The sequence below is a fragment of the Nocardia arizonensis genome (assembly GCF_001310275.1).
Lineage (GTDB): Bacteria > Actinomycetota > Actinomycetes > Mycobacteriales > Mycobacteriaceae > Nocardia > Nocardia arizonensis.
In genome coordinates this window covers 20,486-42,804 of sequence record NZ_LGYZ01000036.1, presented here as the reverse complement: position 1 = coordinate 42,804, position 22,319 = coordinate 20,486, and the positions used below count along the sequence as shown (strand labels likewise).

The following is a 22,319-nucleotide window of genomic DNA, read 5'->3' as shown; positions in this document are numbered from 1 at the left end:
CTCTCACCGAATCGGCTCTTGCGCGCTTGGATTGTGGACAGCTAGCGTCGGTTTCGCGCCAGTAGTGTGCCTACACCACGCCGACGCATCGTGACAGAACCCCCGGACGTCCCCATCCCCTCCAGGACGCCGGGGGTTCCGTCGTTTCCTACCCCTTTCCGCTACTGCTGTTTCGGAGGTTCGTCGTGAGTTACGGTGCCACCCTTCCCATCTGGCTGGAAGTGTTGACGTTCGTGGTCGAGACCATCGCGAAGATCATCGGGGCCGCGCCCCTGTGACCGAGACCGGCAACCGCACTCGCACCCACACGAGACACGCTTGCCGGGCAGCCAGCCGGTCGGCTCGTAGGAGCCGGGGCATTCGTCGTGCCGATTCAGCACGCAGTACACGCTGTGATCGGTCGGATGTGGTTGGTCGACGATGTCCAGGGCGATACCGCTGATGTCGGTTCCTCGGTCGAGGAAGTAGGACAGCTGCCATCCCTCGCGGGTGATCTGCTTGATGCCGAGCAGGCTGTAGGTGGCCCAGATCGGTGCGGCGTCTCGTTCGAGGTAGGCATCGAGGTAGGCGTCCTCGGGATACTCCAACGGTGTCTCGCTGACTCCGAGCCCGCCGACTCCACCGAACCGCTGTGAGTTCAGTAGTTCGACCAGGCCGAGTCCCGGCCACATCGGTAACGCCGCTGGTTGCGGTGGATACCAGCGTATTCCGTCGATCGCCGTGACCAGTTGGACGCGGAACCGGTCGGGCTCGCTGTAGCGGCGCATCATCTCGGTCCAGTACCGCCAGCCGTTGGGCAACCGGTCACGCCGCCACACCCCGAGCGGCAGCGGCGTCTCGGGGCCGGTCATGACCTGCTCCAGACCGACACGACGTGCGCGGTTTCGGGGGCGCCGGGGCGGGTGTCGTACCAGTGCACGTCTCCGCCGGCGGGGTCGATGAAGTACGCCCACCCGATCAACGGATGCTCGCGCGCGTCGGCGAGGGTGTAGAGGTTGAGCCGCGGGCCGAGGGTGTAGGCGAAGCCGTAGCCTTCGATCACCCGCCCTCGGTGGAAGGGCAGACCGAGGTTGGTCTCGACGTCGCCCTCATCGAGTTCGGGCCACAGATACGTCCAGCCGTAGTGCCGGGCGGCGAGGGTGTTCAAGGTGGTCTCGACACCGTCGCGCGTCATGATCAGGCCGAGCCGTTCCAAAATGGTCTCGGGTGCTCCGTCGACGTGGACGTAGACGCCGGTGGCCGTGTGGCCGCCGAGTCTGCCCACGATGCAGGGATCGCTCATCGTGTTTGTCTCCCGTAGTGATGTGTGCGGAGAGGGCCGCGCCCGGAATGTGGCTAAGGCATGCCGGACGCGGCCCGTGGTAACCGGATCTCGGTCACCGCTCCTGCTGCGGTGCAGCAGGGTCGAGAAACCCCGCCGAACCGGCGAGGTCGTGGTGGTGCTGGTCGGTCAGCGGCGCGCGGGTATCCGCGCCCATCCGGCGAGGCTCTGGGTGACCAGTCCAGCCAGCTCGAGTGCGGACTCGGCCCGGAACGCGCCACCCTGTATGCGTTGGAACCCGGTGGTGTTGGTGCCGGGCACCCAGCCTTCGGGGCGGCGTTCCCAGATCGCGGTGACGTCGCTCTTGGTCACGTCCATGCGCCCGTCACGGTCGACGGGAGTGCCCATCAGGATCACCCGCGGGTAATCACCGACCACGAGTTGATGCAGGTCGATGTCCCAGCCGGACAGGATCAACGCCGAGAGCAGTTGCCCGAACCCGAGTTCGGTGTGTTCGAGCAGTTCACGCAGGATGTAGTCGAAGCCTTCCCGTGGGCAGGACACGACCTGCCCACAGCGAGCGCAGCTCAGCTCCACACTCACACCGCAGCTTCGGATGTCGTTGTCGTTCATCAGGTGTTCCTCCTTCTTCTGTCCCGTGACCCGGATGGCCGCGGGCAGGTCCGAGTGGGCCGACATGACGCCAGGCCCGGTCACCGGGTGAATCCGGTGACCGGGCCTGGCGGTCGGCGGGTCAGGAGTCCAGGGCTTTGCGCCCTCCACCGACGCGGGTGTGCCCGACGTCGGCGGCGTTGCCGCTGCGCGCTCCGGCATCGAAACCGGCCCCGGAGTGGCGGTGGGCGAGTCCTTTGACGGCGTTGGGGAATTTGGCCTTGAAAGCGGCATCGACCCGGTTGAGCAGGTCACGTACCGCCAGGGCCGCGCCGCCGCCGGCGTCGTTGATCGCCGCGGACGCCGCATCGCGCAGCCGTTTGTAGACGGTGGCGGCGAACCCGGTCATGAACGACTGGCGTTCGCGGACCACCGCGGCGTGATCGAACGGGTCGTCGGGGACGTATCTGCTGGTCGCCGACAGCATCTGCGGTGTGAGCAGGCTGTAGAGGAAACGGGCCCGATCGATCTGGGCGCGCACCCCCAAACAGCGCACCACACCGTCACCGCAGTCGATGACCTTGCAGTAGAACGGATGCATCACCGCGTTCAGCAGCGTGATCCGCTGTTCGCGGTAGCGCGGCGGGATGTCGAAGCGCACCACGATGATCTGATTGTCACGTGCCGAAGCGGGCGATTGCTGCCCGGAGGCGCGGACTTTCATCTCGTCGAGGTTGTGTTTGGCGAGCAGTTCGTAGGCTTTGGCCCGGAACGTCTCGGCCTCGTGTTCGTTGTCGGTGCCTTCGGCCTTGGCGAACAGGCCCCGGACCCGTCGCATCACCTTCTCGGTCGGGGTTTCGACTTCAGATTCCATCGCTGGTGTTCCCTTTCAGTGGGTGGGTTGGTGGGTGGGATGAAGCGAGGCCCGGCCCGAACCAGGCAATGAGCTGGTTCGGGTCGGGCCGGTGTGAGTCGGCCGCAGCCGGTTGTCAGGCGGCTGCGCCTTCCTCGAGCACTTCTTCCTCCACTCCCGCGGCGGCGTTGTCCTGCTCGACCGAGGAGCCGTCGTCGCCGGGTTCGGGTTCCACCGCTTCCGGTTCCGGTTCCGGCTGGGGAGCCGGTTCGGGTTCGGTGGGCGCGGGGGTGCTGCCCTGGGGCAGGCCCTTGGATTCCGGGTCGACCGTGGCCTTGGGGGCCTCCGACTCGTCGGGTGCCTGCGGCTTGGGGTCGGGTTCCGGCGCGACCGGAGCTTTCGCTGCGGCCTTGCCGCCGCCGCTGCCGGTGGTCTTGCCCTTGCCCTTCGGCTTGGGCTCGGCCGCTTCGTCGATGGGTGCGAGCACCCATTCGGCGATGTTGCGGCCGACGTATTCCACCAGCTGCTCCGCGGTCCGGTTCTGGAATCCCTGGCCGTCGGAGCGGCTGTAGCCGCACACTTCGGCCATCTGCACCCATCCGATATCGGTGCGGTGATGCCACGTCGCGGTGACGATCTTCCTGTTGGGCAATGCCTTACCGTTCGCGTCGACGGGTGTACCGACGAGCGTGACGGCGGGTCGGCCGTCGACGACCTTCTGAATGGTCTGTGACTGCCAGCCACACAGGAACAGAGCACCGGAGAGGTTCGCGAATCCCGAATCGTCGTAGAGCAGAGGCGATCCCAGGAACGGATCGTTGTCCTCCGGTGCGAGCCGGGAACCACACGAGCCGCAGAAAGGCTTCTGCGGCTTGGCTTCCGGCTCCGCGCTCGACTGCTGAGTCCGGGGCTTGGCCTTCGGCGCGGCCTTGGCGGGCTCTGCCTTGGGGGTGGCCTTCGACGTCGCGGTCTTACGCGGTCCGGTCTTGCCGTTGCGTGTGCTGGTGCGAGTGGACATGAATTCTCCCAGTGAACGACCGCAACCAATGAGAATTGGTTGCGGGAACGGACAGACAGAATGGTTCTGTCTTGGCTTGGTTCACACTGTGGAGTTCTCAAACGACATGCGGGGGCCACGCGAGCGGGTAAAACTCGGTGCGACTTCCCCCGTGAAATCGGCATGGCTCCGCTGTCACCGGAATTGCCGAAATTTCACCCAGAAGACGATATGAGTGTCGCCGTACCAATAGGCGGAATTGTTGGGGCGACCCTGCCGTAAGTCAGGGGCAGGTACCCAATGGTGAATGGGAGGCTGTAAAGCACTTCCACAACCCACAAAACCACACTGGGAAATGGTGTGCAAGTGGGAGATCCATAATCCCTGCAAAATGGGCCTGAATTGAGCCTGTGAGCCTCAGAATGGCCCTGGGGTGGATTGGGGTAGCCCTGGAGTCTTCCAGGGCTTGAGAATGGCTCTCGAGCCCTGTTTGGGGGGTGGGGGAATGGTGTGAGCCTGCCCTCTAGCCTCCCTGGTGTGCCCTATCCCAGGGCATGACAGAAATGCACAAATCGAGGACTTCACCATGAAAACTCATGAAGGCCGGCCCAGTGCCGGCGGAATGTGCAGAACAGGAGGGATGCCGTGATCCGACTACCCGGATATCCCACCTCGACCCAGCTGCTGGACGGGATCGCCGAAACCGGTAAACCGGTGATCCTGAATTTCTCCCGCGGTAAGGACTCGATCGCGGTGTGGCTCGAGCTGGCCGATCGCGGGATCGAGGTCATCCCGATCCACAAGTCCATCGTGCCGGGCCTGCGGTTCGTGCGAGAGGACCTGGACCGCTACGAACAGCACTTCCAACGGCGGATCATCGACCTTCCGGCGGATGCGTTCTGGCGGATGCTGTCCAACCTGGTATTTCAGCCGCCGCAGCGGTGCGCGATCATCGAGGCCGCCGACCTGTGGGTACCCACCCGCGAGGAATGGGACGAGTTGATGCGTGAGGCGTTCGCCGCCCCGGACACCTGGATCCTCGACGGCGTGCGTGCCGCGGATTCGGCGACGCGGATGCTGGCGATCAAACGGTGGGGGCCGGTCAAACCCCGCACCCGGCGCCAATCCCCGCTGTGGGACTGGGAAACGAAAGAAGTGTGGGCGCGGATCAAACAGGCAGGTATCGAGGTCGGCCCCGACTATCGGCTGTTCAAACGGTCGTTGGATGGTATCCGCTACGACTACCTCGGCCAGATCCGCACCCATTACCCCGACGACTACCAGACCATCCTGTCGTGGTTCCCCCTGGCCGACCTCGAAATCTTCCGCGCGGAGGTGATGAATGCCGCTCCCCGATGACGTCCTCGCCATGCTGAAAGCGGGCAAGTCCAAAGTCAAAGCGTCCCGCGAAGACATCGCGTCCGCGTTGCGACGCCAACCCCACCCCGACCCCCTCGCCGACGTGCGAGGCAATTCCACCGGCGATCTCGAAGCCGACGTGAAAGCCGAACTCGACGCCCTCGGAAAAGGACTATCGGGGGCGAGCAAACAATGGGCCGAGAAATTCGCGGCCATGAACGACTCCGAATTCTGGGTCGCGATCTGCTTCCGCTCCCGCGAACAGAAAGACGAATTCCTCCGCAAGCTGGAACTGGTCGAACTCGGAGACAAATACCTCGACGGCGAGAAGGTAGCCGACATCCTCGGTATCGACCTCGAGGAGAAATAACACCCGACCGCCGTCGCGTGAACCCCGGCAGGACACCTCCCTGCCGGGGTTTTCTCATGCCCGAACACACATCGATACCCGGAAAGGAGGAGACACCGATGAACCGATTCGCCGCCGCAGGCCGACGCCTGGGCACCGTCCTACGGGCTGCCGGGCAGCGCGCCCGCAGCCGTATCGCCGGATCACGAGGCGGAGCCTCGACCTCCGGCTCCTGACCCCCGCCCACGATGCCAGCGACACACCCACCACTCGGTGTCGCTGGCACACCAACCCCTGTGAATCGAGGTGAACTGTGACCGCCGCGGACTATCCGGTCATCCCGCTACGGCCTACCCCGCCGGTGTCGCTGCTCGCGTGGAAGGCCGAACCGCCCGAGTGGCTGACGGCCGAGGCCCGCGCCATGTGGGAGCGGCTGGCCCCGCACACCGAACTCACCCCGGCCAACCTCTTCGAGTTCGCCGCCTACTGCGAAGCACTTGCCGAATTCCAGGAGGCCACAGTGATCCTCGCCGAAACCGGGCTGCTGGTGATCGACGCCGCCTCGGGTGCCCCGGTCCCGAACCCCATCAGTGCGGTCCGGGACCGCGCGGACCGCAAGATCGCCGCGTGGGCCGCACGGTTCCGCAGCTGACCCGGTGACCGACATCGAAGGCCAGGTCCCCGATCCCGCCGAGGTTCGGCGTGCGGCGGGGCGGCGGCCGGGCAAGCTCACCGAGGCCGACCGCGACCGCATCGCCGAGCTGCACGCCCAGGGCAAGGGCCGCAACGAGATCGCCGCCATGTTGGGTGTCGATCCGTCGACCATCACCTACTGGGCTCGACGGCTCGGGATACGGTTCGACCAATCCCAGACCGCCGAGGCCAGCGCCGCCCGCCTCGAACAACTCAAACGGCGACGGCTGGATTTCGCCGAAATGCTCGAAGCCCAGATTCCCGCCCTGCACGAACGGCTGTGGAGCCCGGTCACCACTTACGAACGCGGCCTGGACACCCTCATCCCCGTCACCCTTCCGTTGCCGCCGCTGCGCGATGTCCGCGACGGCTATACCGCCCTGTCGCTCGCTCTGCGGAGCCTGTCGGAGCTGATCGCCAACCAGAGCAACGAAACCGTCGCCTCGGACCGCAGCATGTTGGGCGACTTGTTCGGCAAGCTCAAGGCCGCGGTCGAGCAGGACCAGGCCCCGCCCGAGCAACCCCTCGAGACCGACCTGTCCGACGACGACGCCGACGGTGACGGCGCAGTGTCGTGAGCGTGCTGGACGAGTTGCCGATCTCGCGTAAGCAGGCTGTCTCGATCGTGGAAGCGGTCGTGCGCTGCAATATCTGGGAAGGCGCGATCCGCTCCGGCAAGACCATCGCCTCCATCCTGTGCTGGCTGATCTTCCTCGCCGACCCGCCCTCGGGCGGGCAGTTCGTCATGGTCGGCCGCACCCGAGAGTCGCTGGCCCGCAACGTCATCGAACCCATGCGCGACCCCGCCCTGTTCGGGCATCTCGCAGGGAGGGTCTCCTACACCCTCGGCGCACCCACCGCCACGGTGCTCGGGCGGCGGGTCTACATGCTCGGCGCGTCCGACGCCAAAGCCGAAATGTCGTTGCGCGGGTTGACAGTCGCCGGGGCGTATGTGGACGAGATCACCGTCATCCGCCCCGACTTCTTCCGCCAACTCCTGGGCCGCATGTCTTTGGACGACGCGCGCCTGTTCGGTTCCACCAACCCTGACAACCCGGTGCACTGGCTCAAACGCGAATTCCTGGACCGCATCGGCAAAACCGACGCCGAGGGAGAACCGTTGCTGCCGGACTGGCGGACCTGGCATTTCGAGCTCGACGACAACCCGGCCCTGTCGCAGAAGCGGAAACTCCAGTACAAGCGCGAGTACTCCGGCCTGTGGTACCGGCGCTTCATCTTGGGCCACTGGGTCGCCGCGGACGGGTCGGTGTTCGACTCGTGGGACGACGACCACGTGATCGACTGGTCGGCGCTGCCGTTGATGTCGCAGTTGATCGCGGTCGGTATCGACTACGGCACCACCAACCCCACCCACGCCGTCCTGCTCGGCCTCGGCATCGACGGAATCCTCTACGCCGTGGACGAATACCGCTACGAACCGTCCACGATGAGCCGCCGCAAAACCGACGCCGAACTCTCGACCGAGATCCGGGCCTGGCTCGCCCAAGGCCACCTGCCCGACCTGCGCCAAGCCCGGATGCGTCCGGAGTTCGTGATCGCCGACCCGTCGGCGGCCTCGCTGCGCGTGCAGCTCGACACCGACGGCCTCGAAACCTCCGTCGCCGACAACGACGTCCTCTACGGGCTGCGGGTGATGGCGATGCTGTTCGCCCGCGGCCTCCTACGGATCTCGTCACGGTGTCCGGCGCTGCTGCTCGAGCTACCCGCCTACTCCTGGTCGACCACCGCCACCGAAGAGGGAGAGGACCAACCGATCAAGGTCAACGACCACGGCATCGACGCCCTCCGATACGCACTGATCACCACCGAACGGATCTGGCGGCCGATCATCGGCTTCGACGAGGTCCCCGATGCTGCCTGACACCGACATCCCCTGGCCTCCACCGCCGTTCGACCAGGCGCAGAAGGCGATGCGGGTGTGGGATGCCTGGTACGCGGGCGACACCGACCGCCTCGCCGAGCACTACCAGCGGTACCCGGCCTTCCGGCCGTCCCAGTTCGCGGGCGGCCTGGTGGGGCGGATCGCGCGGTTCTTCTGGGGCCGCCCGAACCCCCAGGCGACCAAACGCCTGCACGTCCCCCTCGCCGCCGACCTGGCTCGCGGGTCCTCGGCACTGTTGTTCTCCCAGGCCCCGCGGTTCGTGATCGGCGAGACCGACGCACGCGGTGACCGCAAAACCGCCCAAACCCGCCTCGAACTGTTGCTCGGCGGCGCGGACACCGCCTCCACCCTCCTGGAAGCAGGCGAACTCGCCTCGGTGCTGGGCGGGGTGTACCTGCGCGCGTGGTGGGACCATTCGATCAGCGACCGCGTGAACCTCGCCACCATGCCTGCCGACGCCGCGGTACCGGTATGGCGCTACGACCGGCTCGCGGCGGTGACGTTCTGGCAGGCCGTCACCGACGACGGCGGTGTCGTGTGGCGACACCTCGAACACCACGCGCCCGGCCGCATCCACCACGGCCTGTACCGAGGCAGCCGCGACCGGCTCGGGCAACGCCGCAACCTCCTCGAGCATCCCGCCACCGCGTGGGCCGCGCCCCTGGTCGACAGTGACGCGGCTATCGCGACCGGCGTGAACACGCTCACCGCCCGGTATGTCCCGAACGTGCGCCCGAACCGGTCCTGGCGCCACACACCAGGACTCGCCCAACTCGGGCGCTCCGACCTCGAAGGCCAGGAACCGCTGCTGGATGCCCTGGATGAGACGTGGTCGGCGTGGCTACGCGATATCGACCTCGGCCGCGCGCGACTGTTCGTCGACAAAACGGTCACCCAGGCCCGCGGCCCCGGCTCGGGCGCGGTGTTCGACTCCGAGCAGGCCATCTACACCACCCTGCCCGGCGCCGGATTGGGCAGCCTGAAGGATGGTCAGCCGCCGATCATCCCGCAGCAGTTCACGATTCGGTGGGAAGAACACCAGCAGACCGCGGCCGAGATCACCGAACTCATCCTCCGCAGCGCCGGACTCTCCCCCTCCGCATTCGGCGACGACCGCGCCGCCGGGATGGTCACCGCCACCGGCGTGAATTCCCGCGACAAGCTGTCGGAAGCCACCCGCGACCAGAAGATCAACTACTGGAGAGCCGAACTCGCCCCCTTCGCCCGCACCCTCACCGAACTCGACCGCGTCCAATTCCGGTCCCGCATCGAGTTGAAGGCCGACCCCGAAGTCCGCTGGCCCGTCCGCGCCCAATCACCACCCCTCGAGACCGCGACCCGGTTGGCGACGTTGAAGGGCTCGGACCTGATCTCGACCGAACAGGCTGTGCGCGAACGCAACCCGAACTGGTCCGGCGACGACGTCAACGACGAAGTCACCCGCATCCGCACCGACGCCGAACAACGCGCCCGCACCGCCGCAGCGCGCCCACAACCCTTCGCCGACCCCACCGCGACCAGGCAATGACCCCGCGGCGGCCGGTAGATCGCTCCATCTCTTCACACATCCATCGAGGAGGACCTTCGTCGTGTCCGCAGAACCCACACCGCCCACCAAACCCACACCCCCGCCACCCGCGCCCGGACCTGCGGCCGAACCCCCTGCGGTACCCGAGGTCATCACCCCAGCACCGGCACCACCCGCTGCGGTCCCAGCGCCCGCGCCTGACCACGACCCGGTCGCCCTGGCGACCCTGGTCGCCGACCTGCGCCGCGAACTCGACCAAGCCCGCACCGGCGCCGACACCGCACGCGACCGCGCCGCCCAGCAGGCCCGCGAGGACCTGGTCCAAGAGATCGGGCGCGCCATCGGACTGGTCCCCGAAGACAGCACCGACCCGGAGCAGGTCATCGCCGAACTCACCGACCGCGCCACCGCCGCCGACCGCAAACTCCGCGACTACCGCATCAAAGACGCCCTGCTCACCGCGGCCACCACACAGAAGGCCGACCACGCCCTGCTCATGCCCTACCTACGCGGCACCGGAGCCCTCGACGACCTCGACCCCGAGACCGCCGACTTCACCACCCGCCTCGACACCCTCGTCACCGACGCCCTCACCACCAACCCGAAACTCGCCGCCACCCCGACCGTCCCGCGCTCGGGTGGGGAGTTCACCGCGGGCAACGCCACACCACCCGCACCCGAGCAGGAGGAGGACATCGACGCCATCCGCCGCAAGGTCCGCGCCTCCATCGCCGACACCCGCACCTAACCACCCACTGACTCACCGTGAAAGACGCTTGTGCCCAACGTATTTCTCACCCCCGACGTCCTCGCCCGCCGCAGTCTCGCCAACCTCTACGAGCTGACGGTCATGCTGCCGTTGGTCTACCGCGACATCTCCAGCGACTTCGGTCCCCAGAAGGTCGGCAACACCGTCAACGTCAAACGCCCCCCTCGCTTCGAGGCCACCACCTTCGACCGCGAGCGCGGCATCGTCATCCAGGACACCACCGAATCCAAAATCCCCGTCGTCCTCGACACCATCGCCGACGTGAGCGTCGAAGTCACCTCAGAGGAACTCACCCTCGACATCGAAGACTTCGACGAACAAATCCTGCGCCCCGCCATGGAAGCCATCTCCCAGAAAGTCGACCGCGACCTCCTCTCACTGCGCGCCGCGATCACCCAACAGGCCGGCACCGACCCCTACGGCACCGGCACCGACCTGTTGTGGGAGAACCCCGAAAACCTCATCGAGGCCGGACGGCTGCTCGATATCCAGTCCGTGCCCGCGCCCGGCCGGCGCGCGGTGATCGGGCCGACCACCAAGGCACGCTGGCTGGGTAAGCCGCTGCTGCTGCACGCGGACAAGAGCGATTCCACCGCCGCGCTACGCCAGGGCAGCATCGGGCAGCAGATCGTCGGGTTCGACACCTTCTGGTCCCAGAACGTCGGCCAACCCAACCCCGCCCCGCGCCCCGGCGATCCGACCACCGAAGTAGGCGTCGCGTTCCACTCCACCGCGTTCGCGTTCGCCTCCGCGCCGATGGAACTCCCGCCCGGCGCCGAGGTCTACACCGTGCAGTACAAGGGCCTGTCGATGCGGGTCGCGATGGACTACGACATCCGCCACAAGACCACCGTCATCTCCGTGGACACCCTCTACGGCGTCACCTGCCTCGACCCCGACCGCGCCGTCCTGCTCCAAGGCCCCCACGCGGGCGCACCCGCCCCGATCAGTGCCCCGGCACCCACCGGCGACAACCCCGAAGGCGGCAATCCCGAGGGCGGCAATCCCGAGGGCGCGAAGCCGCCCGCCGCCAAGCGCACGACGAAGGACACCGCCGCGTGATGCTCGTCTACGCCACACCCGCCGACCTGACCGGCCGACTCGACCCGATCCCCGCCGACGCGGCGGCGCTGATCGAGTCGGCCTCGACCCTGGTCCGCGACTACACCGTCAACGACCTCTACGCCATCACCCCCGCCGGACTCCCGTCCGATCCCGACCAGCGCGAGGCCCTGCGCGAGGCGACCTGCCTCCAGGTCATCGCCTGGACCAAAGCGCGGATCACCCCGGCAGCGGGGGCGCTGCGCGCCGAGGTCGCCAGCCAAACCGTGGACGGCGGGTCGGTCGCCTACCAGCTACCCGACCCCGCCACCGTGCAGCAGGCCGCCGAACGTCTCTGCCACGAATCGGTTCTCGTGCTCCGCAACACGGGATTGGCTTCCGGACGCCCGCTCATCTGCTGATGACCAAACCGCCCGAGTACCCGTTGGGGGTGATGGTCGAGGTCTACCGCGAAGGCGAAGCCGACGCCTACGGCGACCTGCGCGACGAAGACGGACAACTCCTGGACCGCTACGCCCACCCCAGCCACACCATCGGCCCCTGCCCGATCTCCTGGACCACCGGAGAGGAATACGTCGACGGCGAAATCATCACCGTCGCCGCGCAACTCACCGCACCACTCGGCTCGGACCTCCTCGCGACCGACCGAGTGAAGGTCGACGGCCAGCCGTTCCGGATCGTCGGCGCGATCCTCACCCCGACCAATCCGCTCACCGGCTGGTCACCCGGCCACCGCTTCCGCATCGCCCGCGGATTCTGACAACCCCCCGCCCGAGGAGGACCACCGTGGACTACGACCCGACCGGCAACACCCTCGACCTCGCGGTCGGCACCGGCAGCGACACCCGCCAACTCCTGCAACACATCGTCGCCCTCGGCGCGGACTACTGGCGCACCCACTCCCACCGTCGCACCGGCCACAATGCAACCGCGGTGGTCGGCTACGTCGATCCCGGCGGCGGGCATCAGTACGGCGTGGTCTACGCCTACGCCGGCTACGCCCGCTACCGCGAGGAAGGCACCCGCAACGACCCGGCCGAGCACGTGATGGCCGACTTCCTCCACAGTCTCGACGGGATGTGGTGATGTCGAGCTACCCGAACGTGCACGAAGTCCTCATCACCCTGCTCACACCGATCGTGACCACGGTCAAGAGCCGCCGACCCGGACTACGCCCGCCCTACACCGTGGTGCGCCGAGTCGGCGGTGCCGAGGACGGGATCACCGACCGGCCGATCGTGCGCGTGGACACCTACGCCGACACCGACGAACAGGCCGAACAGCTCAAGCAAGCCTGCCGCCAAGCGATCACCGAATCAGGCGGCACGCTCGCCGGGGACGTCCTGATCGACACCGCTCGCGAAATCACCGGAGGTCAGGAATCCACTGCCGCCGACCTTCACGATATTCGGCAAAGCGCGATATATCAGCTGAGTTTTCGAGCTTCGCGGTGATTGGGAGGTCCCTTGGCTACTGATCCTCGTCTTGGCTTAATGAACGTACGATCCGAAGGCGCCGTTCAGTCGCCTCCTCATCGGAGATCGGGCGCACCTGTAGGTTTCGGACGTCGTCCGCGGAAAGCTCGAGGATAGCGTCCCGGACTCTACGCGCGACGGTTATCTCATTTGCTGTATGGATGACGTCTAGCAAGGCTTCGTTCCTGTGTTTTGTTGCCTGCGCCTCCAGCTCTGCAAGCTGAACTTCTCGAATCCCGCGAATCAGGGTGAGTTGCACTATATTGTCTATTATCTCGGGCATGTGCTGAAATGCTTTCTTGATCGCCGCGATGGCCGCAGTGCCACCTGCACCCCATAGGACGGTCGGGGCGACAGCTTGAACGATCTCCTGCCACGGGTTTACCGTTACGCTGCTCGAAATTGATACTGGCACAGCCTCATCCGTAGGAACCCTCATCGCCAGCCCGGCAACGAGGAACGCCACACCTTCCGAGTCGTGCGATAACGCCAATATTTCGCGGACCAGGTCGCCAAGCTCGCTGTTCTCTTCGGCGACTTCATCAATTAGTGGAACAAGTCTTCGCAGAACGCCTCGGTCTGGTGGCGTGCGACGCTCTGGGAGCTTCGAAATCTCGTAGTCAATCAGCGCGATCAAGAGGGTTCTGACTTTGTGTTGCGTTGATGAAACCCGGCGAAGCTCTGGAAATTCTCCGAAGTCGGCTTCAATCAACAGGGCTTCGCTTTGTGCAGCACTAGTCATCAAATTCGCCACGAGTGCGCTCTTTCCGACGCCCCCTACGCCTACCACGCCAATGCTGAGATTGTCGCTACCACCAATGCGTACGTTTGTGGCTTGGAACTGCGAAGGATCAGGCGAAGATCCAGTCTCTGGTTGCTCCCGGTGGGTCACAGATGCATGTTAGTGCCTCTCACCGGGCCGGGTTCAACCACAAGCTCTCCCGCTTCTCACGGGCTGAGCGACCTGGCCTCGGTGCACGTACCGACAAGGCATGACCATCAGGACAGTTTCACTCAGTGGGCACGCTCAAGGGGCATCGTCCGGAAGATTCTGGTGCGCAAAATGTCCGAGCCCGCTTGTGCCGCTCACGCGGGTCAACTCCAGCACTGAAAGGACGAACATGGCGGTAGCGACATTCGAGCAGATCGTAAACGCGAACAAGGACCTGCTACTCAAACCGCTCAAGGGCGCGGTGCTGATCGCGCCGATGACCGTCGAGATCCCGATCGCGTTCACCGCGGGCGCCGAAGCCAAATTCCAGTCACTACAGGGGTTCTCGTCGCTGGGGTTGATCGACAAGTCCGGTGGCCCACAGTTCCGGCCCGAGCAGCAGCTCTCCGAAACCGAGAGCTGGGGATGGCTGGAACCGACCCGTTCCGACATCGTCAAACGCGACATGTCCGCGGCGTTCACCGCCCAGGAGTTCAAACGCGCTGTGCTGGAGCTGGTGTCGGGTCGCAGTCTCGCCGATGTGCAGGCCGATCCGGTGACCAAGGAACTGTCGTGGAACGAGCCGACCTCACCCGACACCATCCACTACCGGGTGATCTTCTTGTTCGTCGACGGTGTCGGCGCGCGGGAGAAGTGGGTGTTGCGGGTGATGCCGCGCGCGTCGGTGTCCGAGGTCGGTCAGCAGCAGTGGAACGCCGAGAACATCGCCTCCTGGCCCATCACCGTCAAGGCCACCGTGGACGACAAGCTCGGCTACTCGATGCGCAACGTCCTGTGCGGCCCCGGCATCGGAGACCTGGTCGTGCCGATGGGCTTCACCATCGCCGAGAAAGCAAAGGCAGCCTGACATGCCCAACTCACGACGGCGCAAGAACCGCCGCAAGAACCACACCACCACCACGACCACCACGGCGTCTGCGGGGTCGACGTGGATGCAGATGCGCGACGAGGCCCGCGCCACCCGAGACCGCAAACGCAAGCCCCCGTACATGTTCGACGGCACCACCCCACCGACGCCGATCAACGAACCCGACAGCGTCTGGCAGGTCCTCACCCTCGCCGCCGTCCTCGACGGCCAGGACGTGGAAGTAGGCCGGATCAAGGAGCTGTTCGAGGCGATGTGCGGCGACGGGTTCGAGCGGGTGTGGGCGGTGGTAAAAGACGAGTACATCGAGGTCCTGTGGCCGCTGTTCGACGCCATCAACCGCCATTTCAACGCGCTCCCGGCCCCGGATCAGGCCGGTGAGTTGCCGGGGGGCTGACCGGCCTCGTGCTCCTCATCGACCGCCACGGTGAGGACATCGAGGCCGACCTATTCCACCGCGGCTGGGACCTCCTGGACTACATGCGAGGCGAGCGCCCCTGGACCCAGCTGATCCGGTTGACGCGGCGGTTGCCGATGTGGTCGCACTACCAAGCCGCGCTGCTCATGGACCCCGAACTCGGGGAACTACGCGCGCAAGAGGAGATCGATGAGAACGCGCCGCCCGCGCCGATCTCGCCGCTCTACTACGACCTGCCGACCCTGTTGATGTTGCGCCACATCGACGTCACCAAGGAGTTGATCCGGGTCGTGGCGTCGCTGTTCTCCGACACTCCGGCCGCGCCGATCCCGCCCGAACCGCGCCCGATGACCGCCGAAGCCGCCGCCCGCGCCCGCGCCGACCGAGACCAGGTCCTCGATGTGCTGCACCGGTTGGGGGTCGACACCTAGCTGACGGTTCAGGGGGTGAGCCGTGGCGCAGGCGTATTCGGCGGGCTCGTCGCGGCTCACCGTCAATCCGGAGTTGGCGCGCAACTTCGTCAACCAGATCCGCATCCAGCTCCAGCGCGTAGCAATCACCCACGGCCTGCGGATCGTGCCGGACCTGAGCGAGTTCAACGAGCTGCTGCGCACCCGGTTGGCGTGGCGGCGGGATCTGTCGCTGGGGGTGAAGATCCGCCCGGACATGTCCGGGTTCGGGTCGGCCCTGTTCACCGCGCTCGCGCCCTACCGCAACATCTCCATCCACATCCGGATCACCTTCGACCACGCCCAACTCCTACTCCTACTCGCATTGTTGGCGCAGTTGCGCAATCAGTTCGGGTCCATCGGCCCCAACATCGGCGGATTCAACATCGCGATGAGCCTCGCCTCCACAGCCGCGACCGCGCTCAAAGTCGCGGTGATGGCGCTGGTGGCGGGTTCGCTGTTCCCGCTGATCTCCGTGGCGGCCCAGGCCGCGGGCACCCTGGCCCTTCTCCCCGCGGCTGCCGCGACCGCGGCGGCGGGAATCGCGACCCTGGTCGTCGGTGTCTCCGGGGTGAGTGCGGCGTTCACCGCCGCCAAGGCGATGTCGGAATCGGCCAGCCGCGACGCCACCAGCCAGGCCCGTGCCATCGCCGCCGCCCAGCGCAGTGAGCAGCAGGCCGTCGCCTCTCTGACCCAGGCCCGCAAAGACCTCAACACCGCCTACAGCGAAGCGTCGAAGAAGCTACGCGATCTGGCGTTGCAGGCGCGCGGGGCGGCGCTGTCGGAGGCCGACGCGGTGATCTCCCTCGCTGAGGCCCGCCGCGACCTCGCCGCCCTGAAATCGACCGACCCCCTCGATTACGTGCGGGCGAACAAGCGCATCGCCGACGCCGAACAGTCCCTGGCCGAGGCCAGGGCGCGGCGGACCGATGTCGATGAGGCCGCCGCTGACGCCGCGGCCAAGGGGATCGAGAACGCCGACGAGGTGGTCGCGGCCCGCGAGCGTATCGCTGATGCCGAACAGGCCATGGCCGACGCCCGCACCGCCCTGTCCGAGGCGGCGTCGCAGCAGTCCAGTGCCGTTGAGGCTTTCGAGCGGGCGATGGCGAAGCTCTCGCCCTCGGCGCGGGAGTTCGTCAACACCCTGCGCGGGATGGGTGACCGTTGGAGCGCCTTCCGCATGGCCGTCCAAGAGCCGTTGTTCACCGGACTCGGGGACTCGGTCGTCGGCCTGGCCGACGCCCAAATGGACCGGGTCCGTGACGGGCTGGCGGGGATTGCCGAGGTCATCAACACCGGGGTCCGCGACATCCTCGCCGACCTGTCGACCCCGGAGACCGGCGCGAAGCTCGAGAAGATCTTCGTCAACGCCAAGGCCGCCATCGGGCCCCTGCTCGCTGGCGTGAACGACCTGTTGCAGGGCCTGCTCTCGCTGGCTGGTGTCGGGTCGGACTTCCTGCCCGATGCCTCCCAGAATTTCGCCGACACGATGGCGAATTTCCGGACCTGGGCCGAAAGCCCGGACGGGCAGAACAAGTTCCGCGACTTCCTCCGGAACTCCCTGGACGCGTTGGGCAAGATATGGGATCTGGCGAAGGCGGTCGGCACAGCCCTGGCCGGGTTGGTGGTCTCGGCCGAACCCACCGGCGAATCGATGCTCGAGTCGCTGACGCGGAATGTGGAGCGGTTCTCGGCGTGGTTGAACTCGCCCGAGGGCCGGCAGGCGCTCAAAGATTTCTGGGAAGACGTCCGCACCACCGTCACCAACCTCGGCGAACTCGCGGTCTGGATCGGCCAAGCTGCCGTCAAACTCTACGAACTGTTCGACGCCTTCCGAGACCTCACCAGCCTCAACATCTTCCAAGGCGCGTTGTTCACCCTGCGTGACGCGATCGGGCTCATCCCCGAAGCCTTCGACCGCATCCGCCAATGGGTCGCCGAACGACTACCCGGCGCGCTGGCGGGCGGCATCATCGACCTGACCGGGTTCGGGAACGCCCTCGACACCCTGTCCACGCGGGTCTCGGAGATCGTGTTCGCAATCGGCACCACCTGGGACGGGCTACGCGACAAAATGGCGACCCCGATCAACTGGGTGATCGAGTCCGTCGTCAACGGCGGATTCCGCAACATCTGGAACTCCATCCGCTCCGTCCTGCCCGTGCTGCCGGAATGGAGCGGAGAGGTCTCGCTCATCCCGACCACCCGCCGCGCCGACGGCGGCCCCGCGGCCCCCGCAATAGCCGAGGGCCGGGTCACCGGCCCCGGCTCGAGAGTCTCCGACTTCGTGCCCGCCCTGCTGTCCCGTGACGAGCACGTGTGGACCGGCGCCGAAGTGGACGGCGCGGGCGGACACGGCGCGGTCGCGCGGCTGCGTCGCGCCGCTCGCGCCGGACACCTGCCCAGGTTCCGCGAGGGCGGTGGACTGTTCGGGTCGGTGACCGACTGGGTGGAAGAGAAGTTCCGGGCCGTGACCGGTGGTTTGCGTGGCCGGATCGCGGAGCTGTTCCTGAAACCGGTGCAGGTGTTGGCCGATCAGATCCCCGACTTCGGTGGCGGTATCGGCGCTGTGCCCGCGGCCGTGCTCAAGCAGGTGAGCGAGTCGGCCGCGCAGGTGATCTCGGGGCAAGCCGTGGCCCGCTCCGCGATGCTGCCTGCGGGGGAGGCGGTACAGCGGTGGCGCGACCTCGCGATCGAAGCCCTCAAGCGCGAGGGATTCGACCCCGCGCAGGTCGACATCATGTTGTCGCAGATCCAGTCCGAGTCCGGCGGCAACCCCGACATCGCCCAACAGATCGTCGACGCCAACGGCACCGGCGAAGCCGCCGGGGTCGGCCTGTTGCAGATCATCCCGGGCACCTTCGCCGCCCACCGCGACCCCACCCTCCCCAACGACCGCCGCGACCCCCTCGCCAACATGGTCGCCGCCCTGCGCTACTACAAGTCCCGCTACGGCCTGGACCTCTCGCAGATGTGGGGCAAGGGCCACGGCTACGACCAGGGCGGGGTGTGGGAGCCCGGCACGCTGGGCTGGAACACCTCGGGCAAGCCCGAAGCCGTCCTCACCAGCGAAGAATTCCGATGGCTACGCGACCTCGTGGACGCCATCGCCGTACCGGTCCCCGGCCAAGACAAACCCGGTTTGGCCGACCCGGCGCGCAAGGGCTTGGGCCTGGACACATGGGAAACCCTCGGGAAATCGTTCTCCGACCGGATTACCAGCGTGGGCAAGGACTTCGCGACCGGGCAACTCGATGACGCGCTGTCCGTGGTCGGTGCACCGAACCTGTCGAACTCCGAGCGCGTCCAGCAGATCCAGGACTACGGCAAAGCCCTCCAGGTGTTCGAGGCGACCAAGGCCGCCCGCACCGCGGGCAACGCTGACTACCAGTCGCTGATGAACCAGATCGCACCCCCACTGCTATCGACACAGACGGCTCCGGGTGGGCCTGTGACGACTGTGGATAACTCGACACACATCACTGTGCAGACCAGGGATGTGGACGAGGGGTATCGGCGTGCGCTCCAGATCGCGGATCTGCGGGCGTTGCAGTTCACCGCGCGGAAGAGGTGACCGTCCTGGTGTATGTGAACCCCGAGTCGGTCACCATCGAGGTCTTCGGCGTCGACGAGTCCTACTGGATCATCAACGGCCCCAACGCAGACCGGGACGTCATCACCCTCGCCACGTCCCCGAAGGGGATCGGGGACGCGCCGGTCACCACCATCTACAAATCCTCGGTCTACCAACGCGGCGCCACCTATCAGGGCAAACGGTATCTCAAGCGGGATATCACCTTCGGGGTCAACATCCACGGCCGCGACGAAGAGGAATGGGAGAAACGCGACTCGGACTGGCGCAACGCCTGGGACTACGAACTCGACGCCTGGGACCCCGACGCCACCCTCACCAAACTCCAGATCAGCACCGACCGCTCCACCCGCTGGCTGTGGCTCGCTCTCGACAAGAGCGTGGAATTCGAGTCCGAACGCGACCCCCACCTGCTGCGCAAGTCCCTCGTCCCGATGGCCGTCACCGCCGCGCAACCGATGTGGGAAGAACCCACGAAAACCACGTTCTGGGAAACCGGAGCCGGGTCGAGTGAAGGGTTCATCGAGGTCTCCAACCCGACCGATCTCGAGATGGCACAGAAGTGGCTGCTCACCCGCGGCAAATGGCGCGTCCCTGACGTGTCCTGGACGGGCAAGAAGTACCGGCGCACCCCCGGCGGACGCTACGGCAATCGGATGATCGAGCTGCCGATGCTCGGCGACCGCGAAGGCGGCGCGCGCATCAGCCTCGACCCCGACCGGCTCTACGTCCGCGATCTCAACGACACCAACCTCATCGGACGCCTTGGCGGACTGCACTTCATGCACCGCATCCCACCCCGCACCCCACCGACACTGTTGCCGATCAGCGTCACCGACGCCCCCGCCGGGGGCGCACGGGCCGAGCTGCGGCAGCCGCGATTGTGGTCCAGAGCCTGGGGGTTGCGATGACGGCCCCTCTCGACCTGGACTCGATGTCCCTCGCAGAGCAGTGCGAGGCGATCTGGGACGCGACCCTGGCCGCCGATCTCGCCGACGATATGGACCGCCGCGCCGAACCCCTCGTCCGGCTGTGGGACGGGCATTGGCGACTCGCCGGATTGGTGTGCTCGGAGTACCGCGCGGAATTCACCTGGATCGACAACGACACCGGCACCGCCCTGGTCGAACTCCCGCTGGATGATCCGCTGGCGAAGTGGGTGTGGCAGACCCGCGCCCGCATCCACGCTGGTGAAGCCGCAACATCCACATCACCTGCGACAAGCAGCCCGGCTCACGCTGGTCCGGACGGCTGATCGACCACTCCATCGAGCGCCGCGCCGACGGCACCCAAGTCCTGACACTGCGGTTCGTCGACGACTTCCAACACTGCAAGTCGTACCTGATCTGGTCGAACCCATTCTTCGACGCCTCGGTCCAGATCCCGCGCACCTTCGGACCCGTCCCCGGCCCCGCGCGGTGGGCGCTGAAACTGCCACTGTTCCTCAACGTCATGCGCGAGCAGTCCCAAGCCCACGGCTGGCAGCTGCCCGACGACCCCCTCGACCCCGCCTCCTGGCTCGGCACGGTCGGGCTCGATATGTCGCAGTGGTCGGTGGTCGTCGCACCGACCAGCTTCGCCGAAGACCTCGCCGCCGGAACACTCTGGGCCACAACGCATTCACGGTTCAAATACTGGTACGACATGGCCCGCGACATCCTCGAAGACGCGGAACTCTCGGTCCGGTGCCGACGCTGGCTCGAAGGCGACCCGCCACCGTGGCCGGGTGCCCCGAAGCTTCGGCACGGCACGCTGGTCATCGACATCGTCAACACCTCCGGCTACTACAGCGACACCAGCAACGGCGGCAACCCCTTCGACGGCCTCGCCCGCACAGTCGCCCGGTTCTCCGAGGACTTCATCGACAGCGTCGAAGAAGCCATCCTCGACCCGATCACTCCCGCGGAGTACCTGGAGGTCGGGCAGCGTCGCACGCAGGTGTCGACACCGTTCGCGGTGTACTTCGACAGCCCGACGTCCGGGGTGGAGACCTCGAAGTTCACCGAGACCGCCTCCGCCGCGGTGCAGATCGTCACCGGAGGGTCCTCGATGCCGGGGGTCGCGGATGCCCCACTCGTTCACTCGGGTGGGGCATCCGCGACCCGACCCCGCCGACGAAAGCCTCTCCGCCGGTGTCCAGATGGCCGGCGACCTCGCCGCCGCCATCGTGGGCGTCCCGCCCCTGGGCGGGGTCGCCGACGCCCTCATCCGCCCCCTCTACCAGGGAACGCTACTGGCCTGGCACGCCATCAAATCACAAGCCCGCGAACACAACTCCGGCTGGTCACGCCTGTTCGAGTACTTCGCCGACTCACCCGGACGCGCCTACACCATCTCGGCGATGATGGCCCTGCGCAAAGGCTTCCACGACACCAGGTCCTGGTTCACCCACACCCTCACCGTCCGCGACGGCGCACCCTTCGTCATCGGCGAGGACGGACACTGGTGGCTCGGAGACCGCATCGGCGCCACCGCACCCGGCGATGACACCTACACCATCCGCATCGACCGCGTTCGTGAACTCACCCTTGCCTGGGACCGCGACCAATTCCCGGAATGGCAACCGGTCATAGGCGATCCGACCAGCAACCGCGACCGCGCACAGCACACCCTGGACATGGTCTCCGACCTCGTGTCCGGGGTGCAGGAACTGGGTGTTCTCGCTTGACCGCAACTACAGGTTTCTGCGGCAGCGCGATGCGAGCGCCCGGATCACCGCCGGGCGTCGATCCGGTGGCACGCCTCTCATCGCGTACACGAAGATCGCGATTCTTTCGACCGACGCTATTCCGGCCACGATCACGACGGTTGAAGTGATGACGTCCATGCGGAGGCTCAACTGCCTTTTCCTTCCAAGGGATGTGAACGCCAAAAGGCTACCGCTTCACAGGAAGCAGAACTCGCCGATAAGGACCCGGGTCTGCGTATGCATCCGACAGAAACTCGGTGGTGAAAATAGGAGCGAAGTAGGTGACGTTGGCAGGGGTCGGCGGACGCCTTCGCTCAGCCGAAATGCCTGCACTCGGCACATTTCTATCAGCTCAAGCGGCGTGGAACTCGTAGCCTGGCGAAAATTCTGGAGCGAAAGTGAGGGGAATGCCAGGCGAATGTGAAGCGAAAGTAAGAGCGAAATAGGATCGGCATCTGTTATTGGATTGTTATTCGCATGTTCCGGGGGTGTA

Annotated in this window: 25 protein-coding genes and 1 pseudogene; 20 read left to right on the top strand and 6 right to left on the bottom strand. The window is 66.4% G+C overall.

Annotated features, from left to right (window positions below; all coding sequences use genetic code 11):
- Window positions 1-161 precede the first annotated feature (161 nt).
- The 5 genes from APZ21_RS05865 to APZ21_RS05845 form a co-directional block, all read right to left on the bottom strand.
- Window positions 162-851, bottom strand: a complete 690-nt coding sequence (locus APZ21_RS05865; RefSeq protein ID WP_054812195.1) for a hypothetical protein — start codon at window positions 849-851, stop codon at window positions 162-164.
- Window positions 848-1,282, bottom strand: a complete 435-nt coding sequence (locus APZ21_RS05860; protein ID WP_054812194.1) for a hypothetical protein — start codon at window positions 1,280-1,282, stop codon at window positions 848-850. Before APZ21_RS05860 ends, APZ21_RS05865 begins: the two co-directional genes overlap by 4 nt.
- 168 nt (window positions 1,283-1,450) lie before the next feature.
- The gene (locus APZ21_RS05855; protein WP_054812193.1) at window positions 1,451-1,960 is read right to left on the bottom strand and encodes a hypothetical protein; all 510 of its coding nucleotides are present in this window, start codon (window positions 1,958-1,960) and stop codon (window positions 1,451-1,453) included.
- A gap of 55 nt (window positions 1,961-2,015) precedes the next feature.
- Window positions 2,016-2,747 carry a DUF2786 domain-containing protein gene (locus APZ21_RS05850; protein ID WP_054812192.1) on the bottom strand — a complete coding sequence of 244 codons (732 nt, stop codon included), beginning with the start codon at window positions 2,745-2,747 and terminating at the stop codon, window positions 2,016-2,018.
- Window positions 2,748-2,862: 115 nt separating this feature from the next.
- The gene (locus tag APZ21_RS05845; protein ID WP_054812191.1) at window positions 2,863-3,744 is read right to left on the bottom strand and encodes a hypothetical protein; all 882 of its coding nucleotides are present in this window, start codon (window positions 3,742-3,744) and stop codon (window positions 2,863-2,865) included.
- Window positions 3,745-4,368: 624 nt separating this feature from the next.
- Between APZ21_RS05845 and APZ21_RS05840 the strand changes: the two genes are divergently transcribed.
- From APZ21_RS05840 to APZ21_RS05785, 12 genes are all read left to right on the top strand, one after another.
- On the top strand, window positions 4,369-5,082 hold the full coding sequence (locus tag APZ21_RS05840; RefSeq protein WP_054812190.1) for an adenine nucleotide alpha hydrolase family protein: 714 nt from the start codon (window positions 4,369-4,371) through the stop codon (window positions 5,080-5,082).
- Window positions 5,066-5,452, top strand: a complete 387-nt coding sequence (locus APZ21_RS05835) for a hypothetical protein (RefSeq protein WP_054812189.1) — start codon at window positions 5,066-5,068, stop codon at window positions 5,450-5,452. Before APZ21_RS05840 ends, APZ21_RS05835 begins: the two co-directional genes overlap by 17 nt.
- A gap of 292 nt (window positions 5,453-5,744) precedes the next feature.
- The gene (locus APZ21_RS05830; RefSeq protein WP_054812188.1) at window positions 5,745-6,083 is read left to right on the top strand and encodes a P27 family phage terminase small subunit; all 339 of its coding nucleotides are present in this window, start codon (window positions 5,745-5,747) and stop codon (window positions 6,081-6,083) included.
- Window positions 6,084-6,087: 4 nt separating this feature from the next.
- On the top strand, window positions 6,088-6,702 hold the full coding sequence (locus APZ21_RS05825; RefSeq protein ID WP_054812187.1) for a helix-turn-helix domain-containing protein: 615 nt from the start codon (window positions 6,088-6,090) through the stop codon (window positions 6,700-6,702).
- The gene (locus tag APZ21_RS05820) at window positions 6,699-8,006 is read left to right on the top strand and encodes a PBSX family phage terminase large subunit (RefSeq protein ID WP_204249044.1); all 1,308 of its coding nucleotides are present in this window, start codon (window positions 6,699-6,701) and stop codon (window positions 8,004-8,006) included. The genes APZ21_RS05825 and APZ21_RS05820 overlap by 4 nt, the downstream gene beginning before the upstream one ends.
- A complete protein-coding gene (locus tag APZ21_RS05815; RefSeq protein WP_054812186.1) occupies window positions 7,996-9,555 on the top strand; it encodes a phage portal protein in 1,560 nt (519 codons plus the stop codon). Before APZ21_RS05820 ends, APZ21_RS05815 begins: the two co-directional genes overlap by 11 nt.
- Before the next feature lie 61 nt (window positions 9,556-9,616).
- The gene (locus APZ21_RS05810; protein ID WP_054812185.1) at window positions 9,617-10,303 is read left to right on the top strand and encodes a hypothetical protein; all 687 of its coding nucleotides are present in this window, start codon (window positions 9,617-9,619) and stop codon (window positions 10,301-10,303) included.
- 30 nt (window positions 10,304-10,333) lie between these two features.
- Complete coding sequence (locus APZ21_RS05805) at window positions 10,334-11,386, top strand: major capsid protein (RefSeq protein ID WP_054812184.1); 1,053 nt, start codon at window positions 10,334-10,336, stop codon at window positions 11,384-11,386.
- Window positions 11,383-11,787 (top strand): hypothetical protein, encoded by a 405-nt coding sequence (locus APZ21_RS05800; protein WP_063125215.1) that lies wholly within the window; start codon window positions 11,383-11,385, stop codon window positions 11,785-11,787. Before APZ21_RS05805 ends, APZ21_RS05800 begins: the two co-directional genes overlap by 4 nt.
- On the top strand, window positions 11,787-12,146 hold the full coding sequence (locus tag APZ21_RS05795; protein WP_054812182.1) for a hypothetical protein: 360 nt from the start codon (window positions 11,787-11,789) through the stop codon (window positions 12,144-12,146). Before APZ21_RS05800 ends, APZ21_RS05795 begins: the two co-directional genes overlap by 1 nt.
- Before the next feature lie 26 nt (window positions 12,147-12,172).
- Window positions 12,173-12,472: a hypothetical protein gene (locus APZ21_RS05790; RefSeq protein WP_054812181.1), complete on the top strand. Its 300-nt coding sequence runs from the start codon at window positions 12,173-12,175 to the stop codon at window positions 12,470-12,472.
- Window positions 12,472-12,840 carry a hypothetical protein gene (locus tag APZ21_RS05785; RefSeq protein ID WP_054812180.1) on the top strand — a complete coding sequence of 123 codons (369 nt, stop codon included), beginning with the start codon at window positions 12,472-12,474 and terminating at the stop codon, window positions 12,838-12,840. The genes APZ21_RS05790 and APZ21_RS05785 overlap by 1 nt, the downstream gene beginning before the upstream one ends.
- Before the next feature lie 16 nt (window positions 12,841-12,856).
- On the opposite strand, the gene APZ21_RS33740 is transcribed toward APZ21_RS05785, so the two are convergent.
- Complete coding sequence (locus APZ21_RS33740; protein ID WP_156370726.1) at window positions 12,857-13,753, bottom strand: hypothetical protein; 897 nt, start codon at window positions 13,751-13,753, stop codon at window positions 12,857-12,859.
- A gap of 229 nt (window positions 13,754-13,982) precedes the next feature.
- Between APZ21_RS33740 and APZ21_RS05775 the strand changes: the two genes are divergently transcribed.
- From APZ21_RS05775 to APZ21_RS05740, 8 genes and pseudogenes are all read left to right on the top strand, one after another.
- On the top strand, window positions 13,983-14,660 hold the full coding sequence (locus APZ21_RS05775) for a phage tail tube protein (RefSeq protein ID WP_054812178.1): 678 nt from the start codon (window positions 13,983-13,985) through the stop codon (window positions 14,658-14,660).
- A 1-nt stretch (window position 14,661) separates the two neighbouring features.
- Complete coding sequence (locus APZ21_RS05770) at window positions 14,662-15,075, top strand: hypothetical protein (protein WP_054812177.1); 414 nt, start codon at window positions 14,662-14,664, stop codon at window positions 15,073-15,075.
- An 8-nt stretch (window positions 15,076-15,083) separates the two neighbouring features.
- On the top strand, window positions 15,084-15,527 hold the full coding sequence (locus APZ21_RS05765) for a hypothetical protein (RefSeq protein WP_054812176.1): 444 nt from the start codon (window positions 15,084-15,086) through the stop codon (window positions 15,525-15,527).
- Window positions 15,528-15,549: 22 nt separating this feature from the next.
- Window positions 15,550-19,119: a transglycosylase SLT domain-containing protein gene (locus APZ21_RS34990; RefSeq protein ID WP_054812175.1), complete on the top strand. Its 3,570-nt coding sequence runs from the start codon at window positions 15,550-15,552 to the stop codon at window positions 19,117-19,119.
- Window positions 19,116-20,048, top strand: coding sequence for a phage tail family protein (locus APZ21_RS05755; RefSeq protein WP_054812174.1), 933 nt, complete (start codon window positions 19,116-19,118; stop codon window positions 20,046-20,048). The genes APZ21_RS34990 and APZ21_RS05755 overlap by 4 nt, the downstream gene beginning before the upstream one ends.
- Window positions 20,045-20,392, top strand: coding sequence for a Gp37-like protein (locus tag APZ21_RS05750; RefSeq protein ID WP_156370722.1), 348 nt, complete (start codon window positions 20,045-20,047; stop codon window positions 20,390-20,392). The genes APZ21_RS05755 and APZ21_RS05750 overlap by 4 nt, the downstream gene beginning before the upstream one ends.
- Window positions 20,341-21,144: pseudogene (locus APZ21_RS36540) on the top strand (Gp37-like protein); the annotation flags it as partial. The gene APZ21_RS05750 and the pseudogene APZ21_RS36540, both read left to right, overlap by 52 nt.
- A 58-nt stretch (window positions 21,145-21,202) precedes the next feature.
- A complete protein-coding gene (locus APZ21_RS05740; RefSeq protein ID WP_054812171.1) occupies window positions 21,203-21,805 on the top strand; it encodes a Gp37-like protein in 603 nt (200 codons plus the stop codon).
- Window positions 21,806-22,319 lie beyond the last annotated feature (514 nt).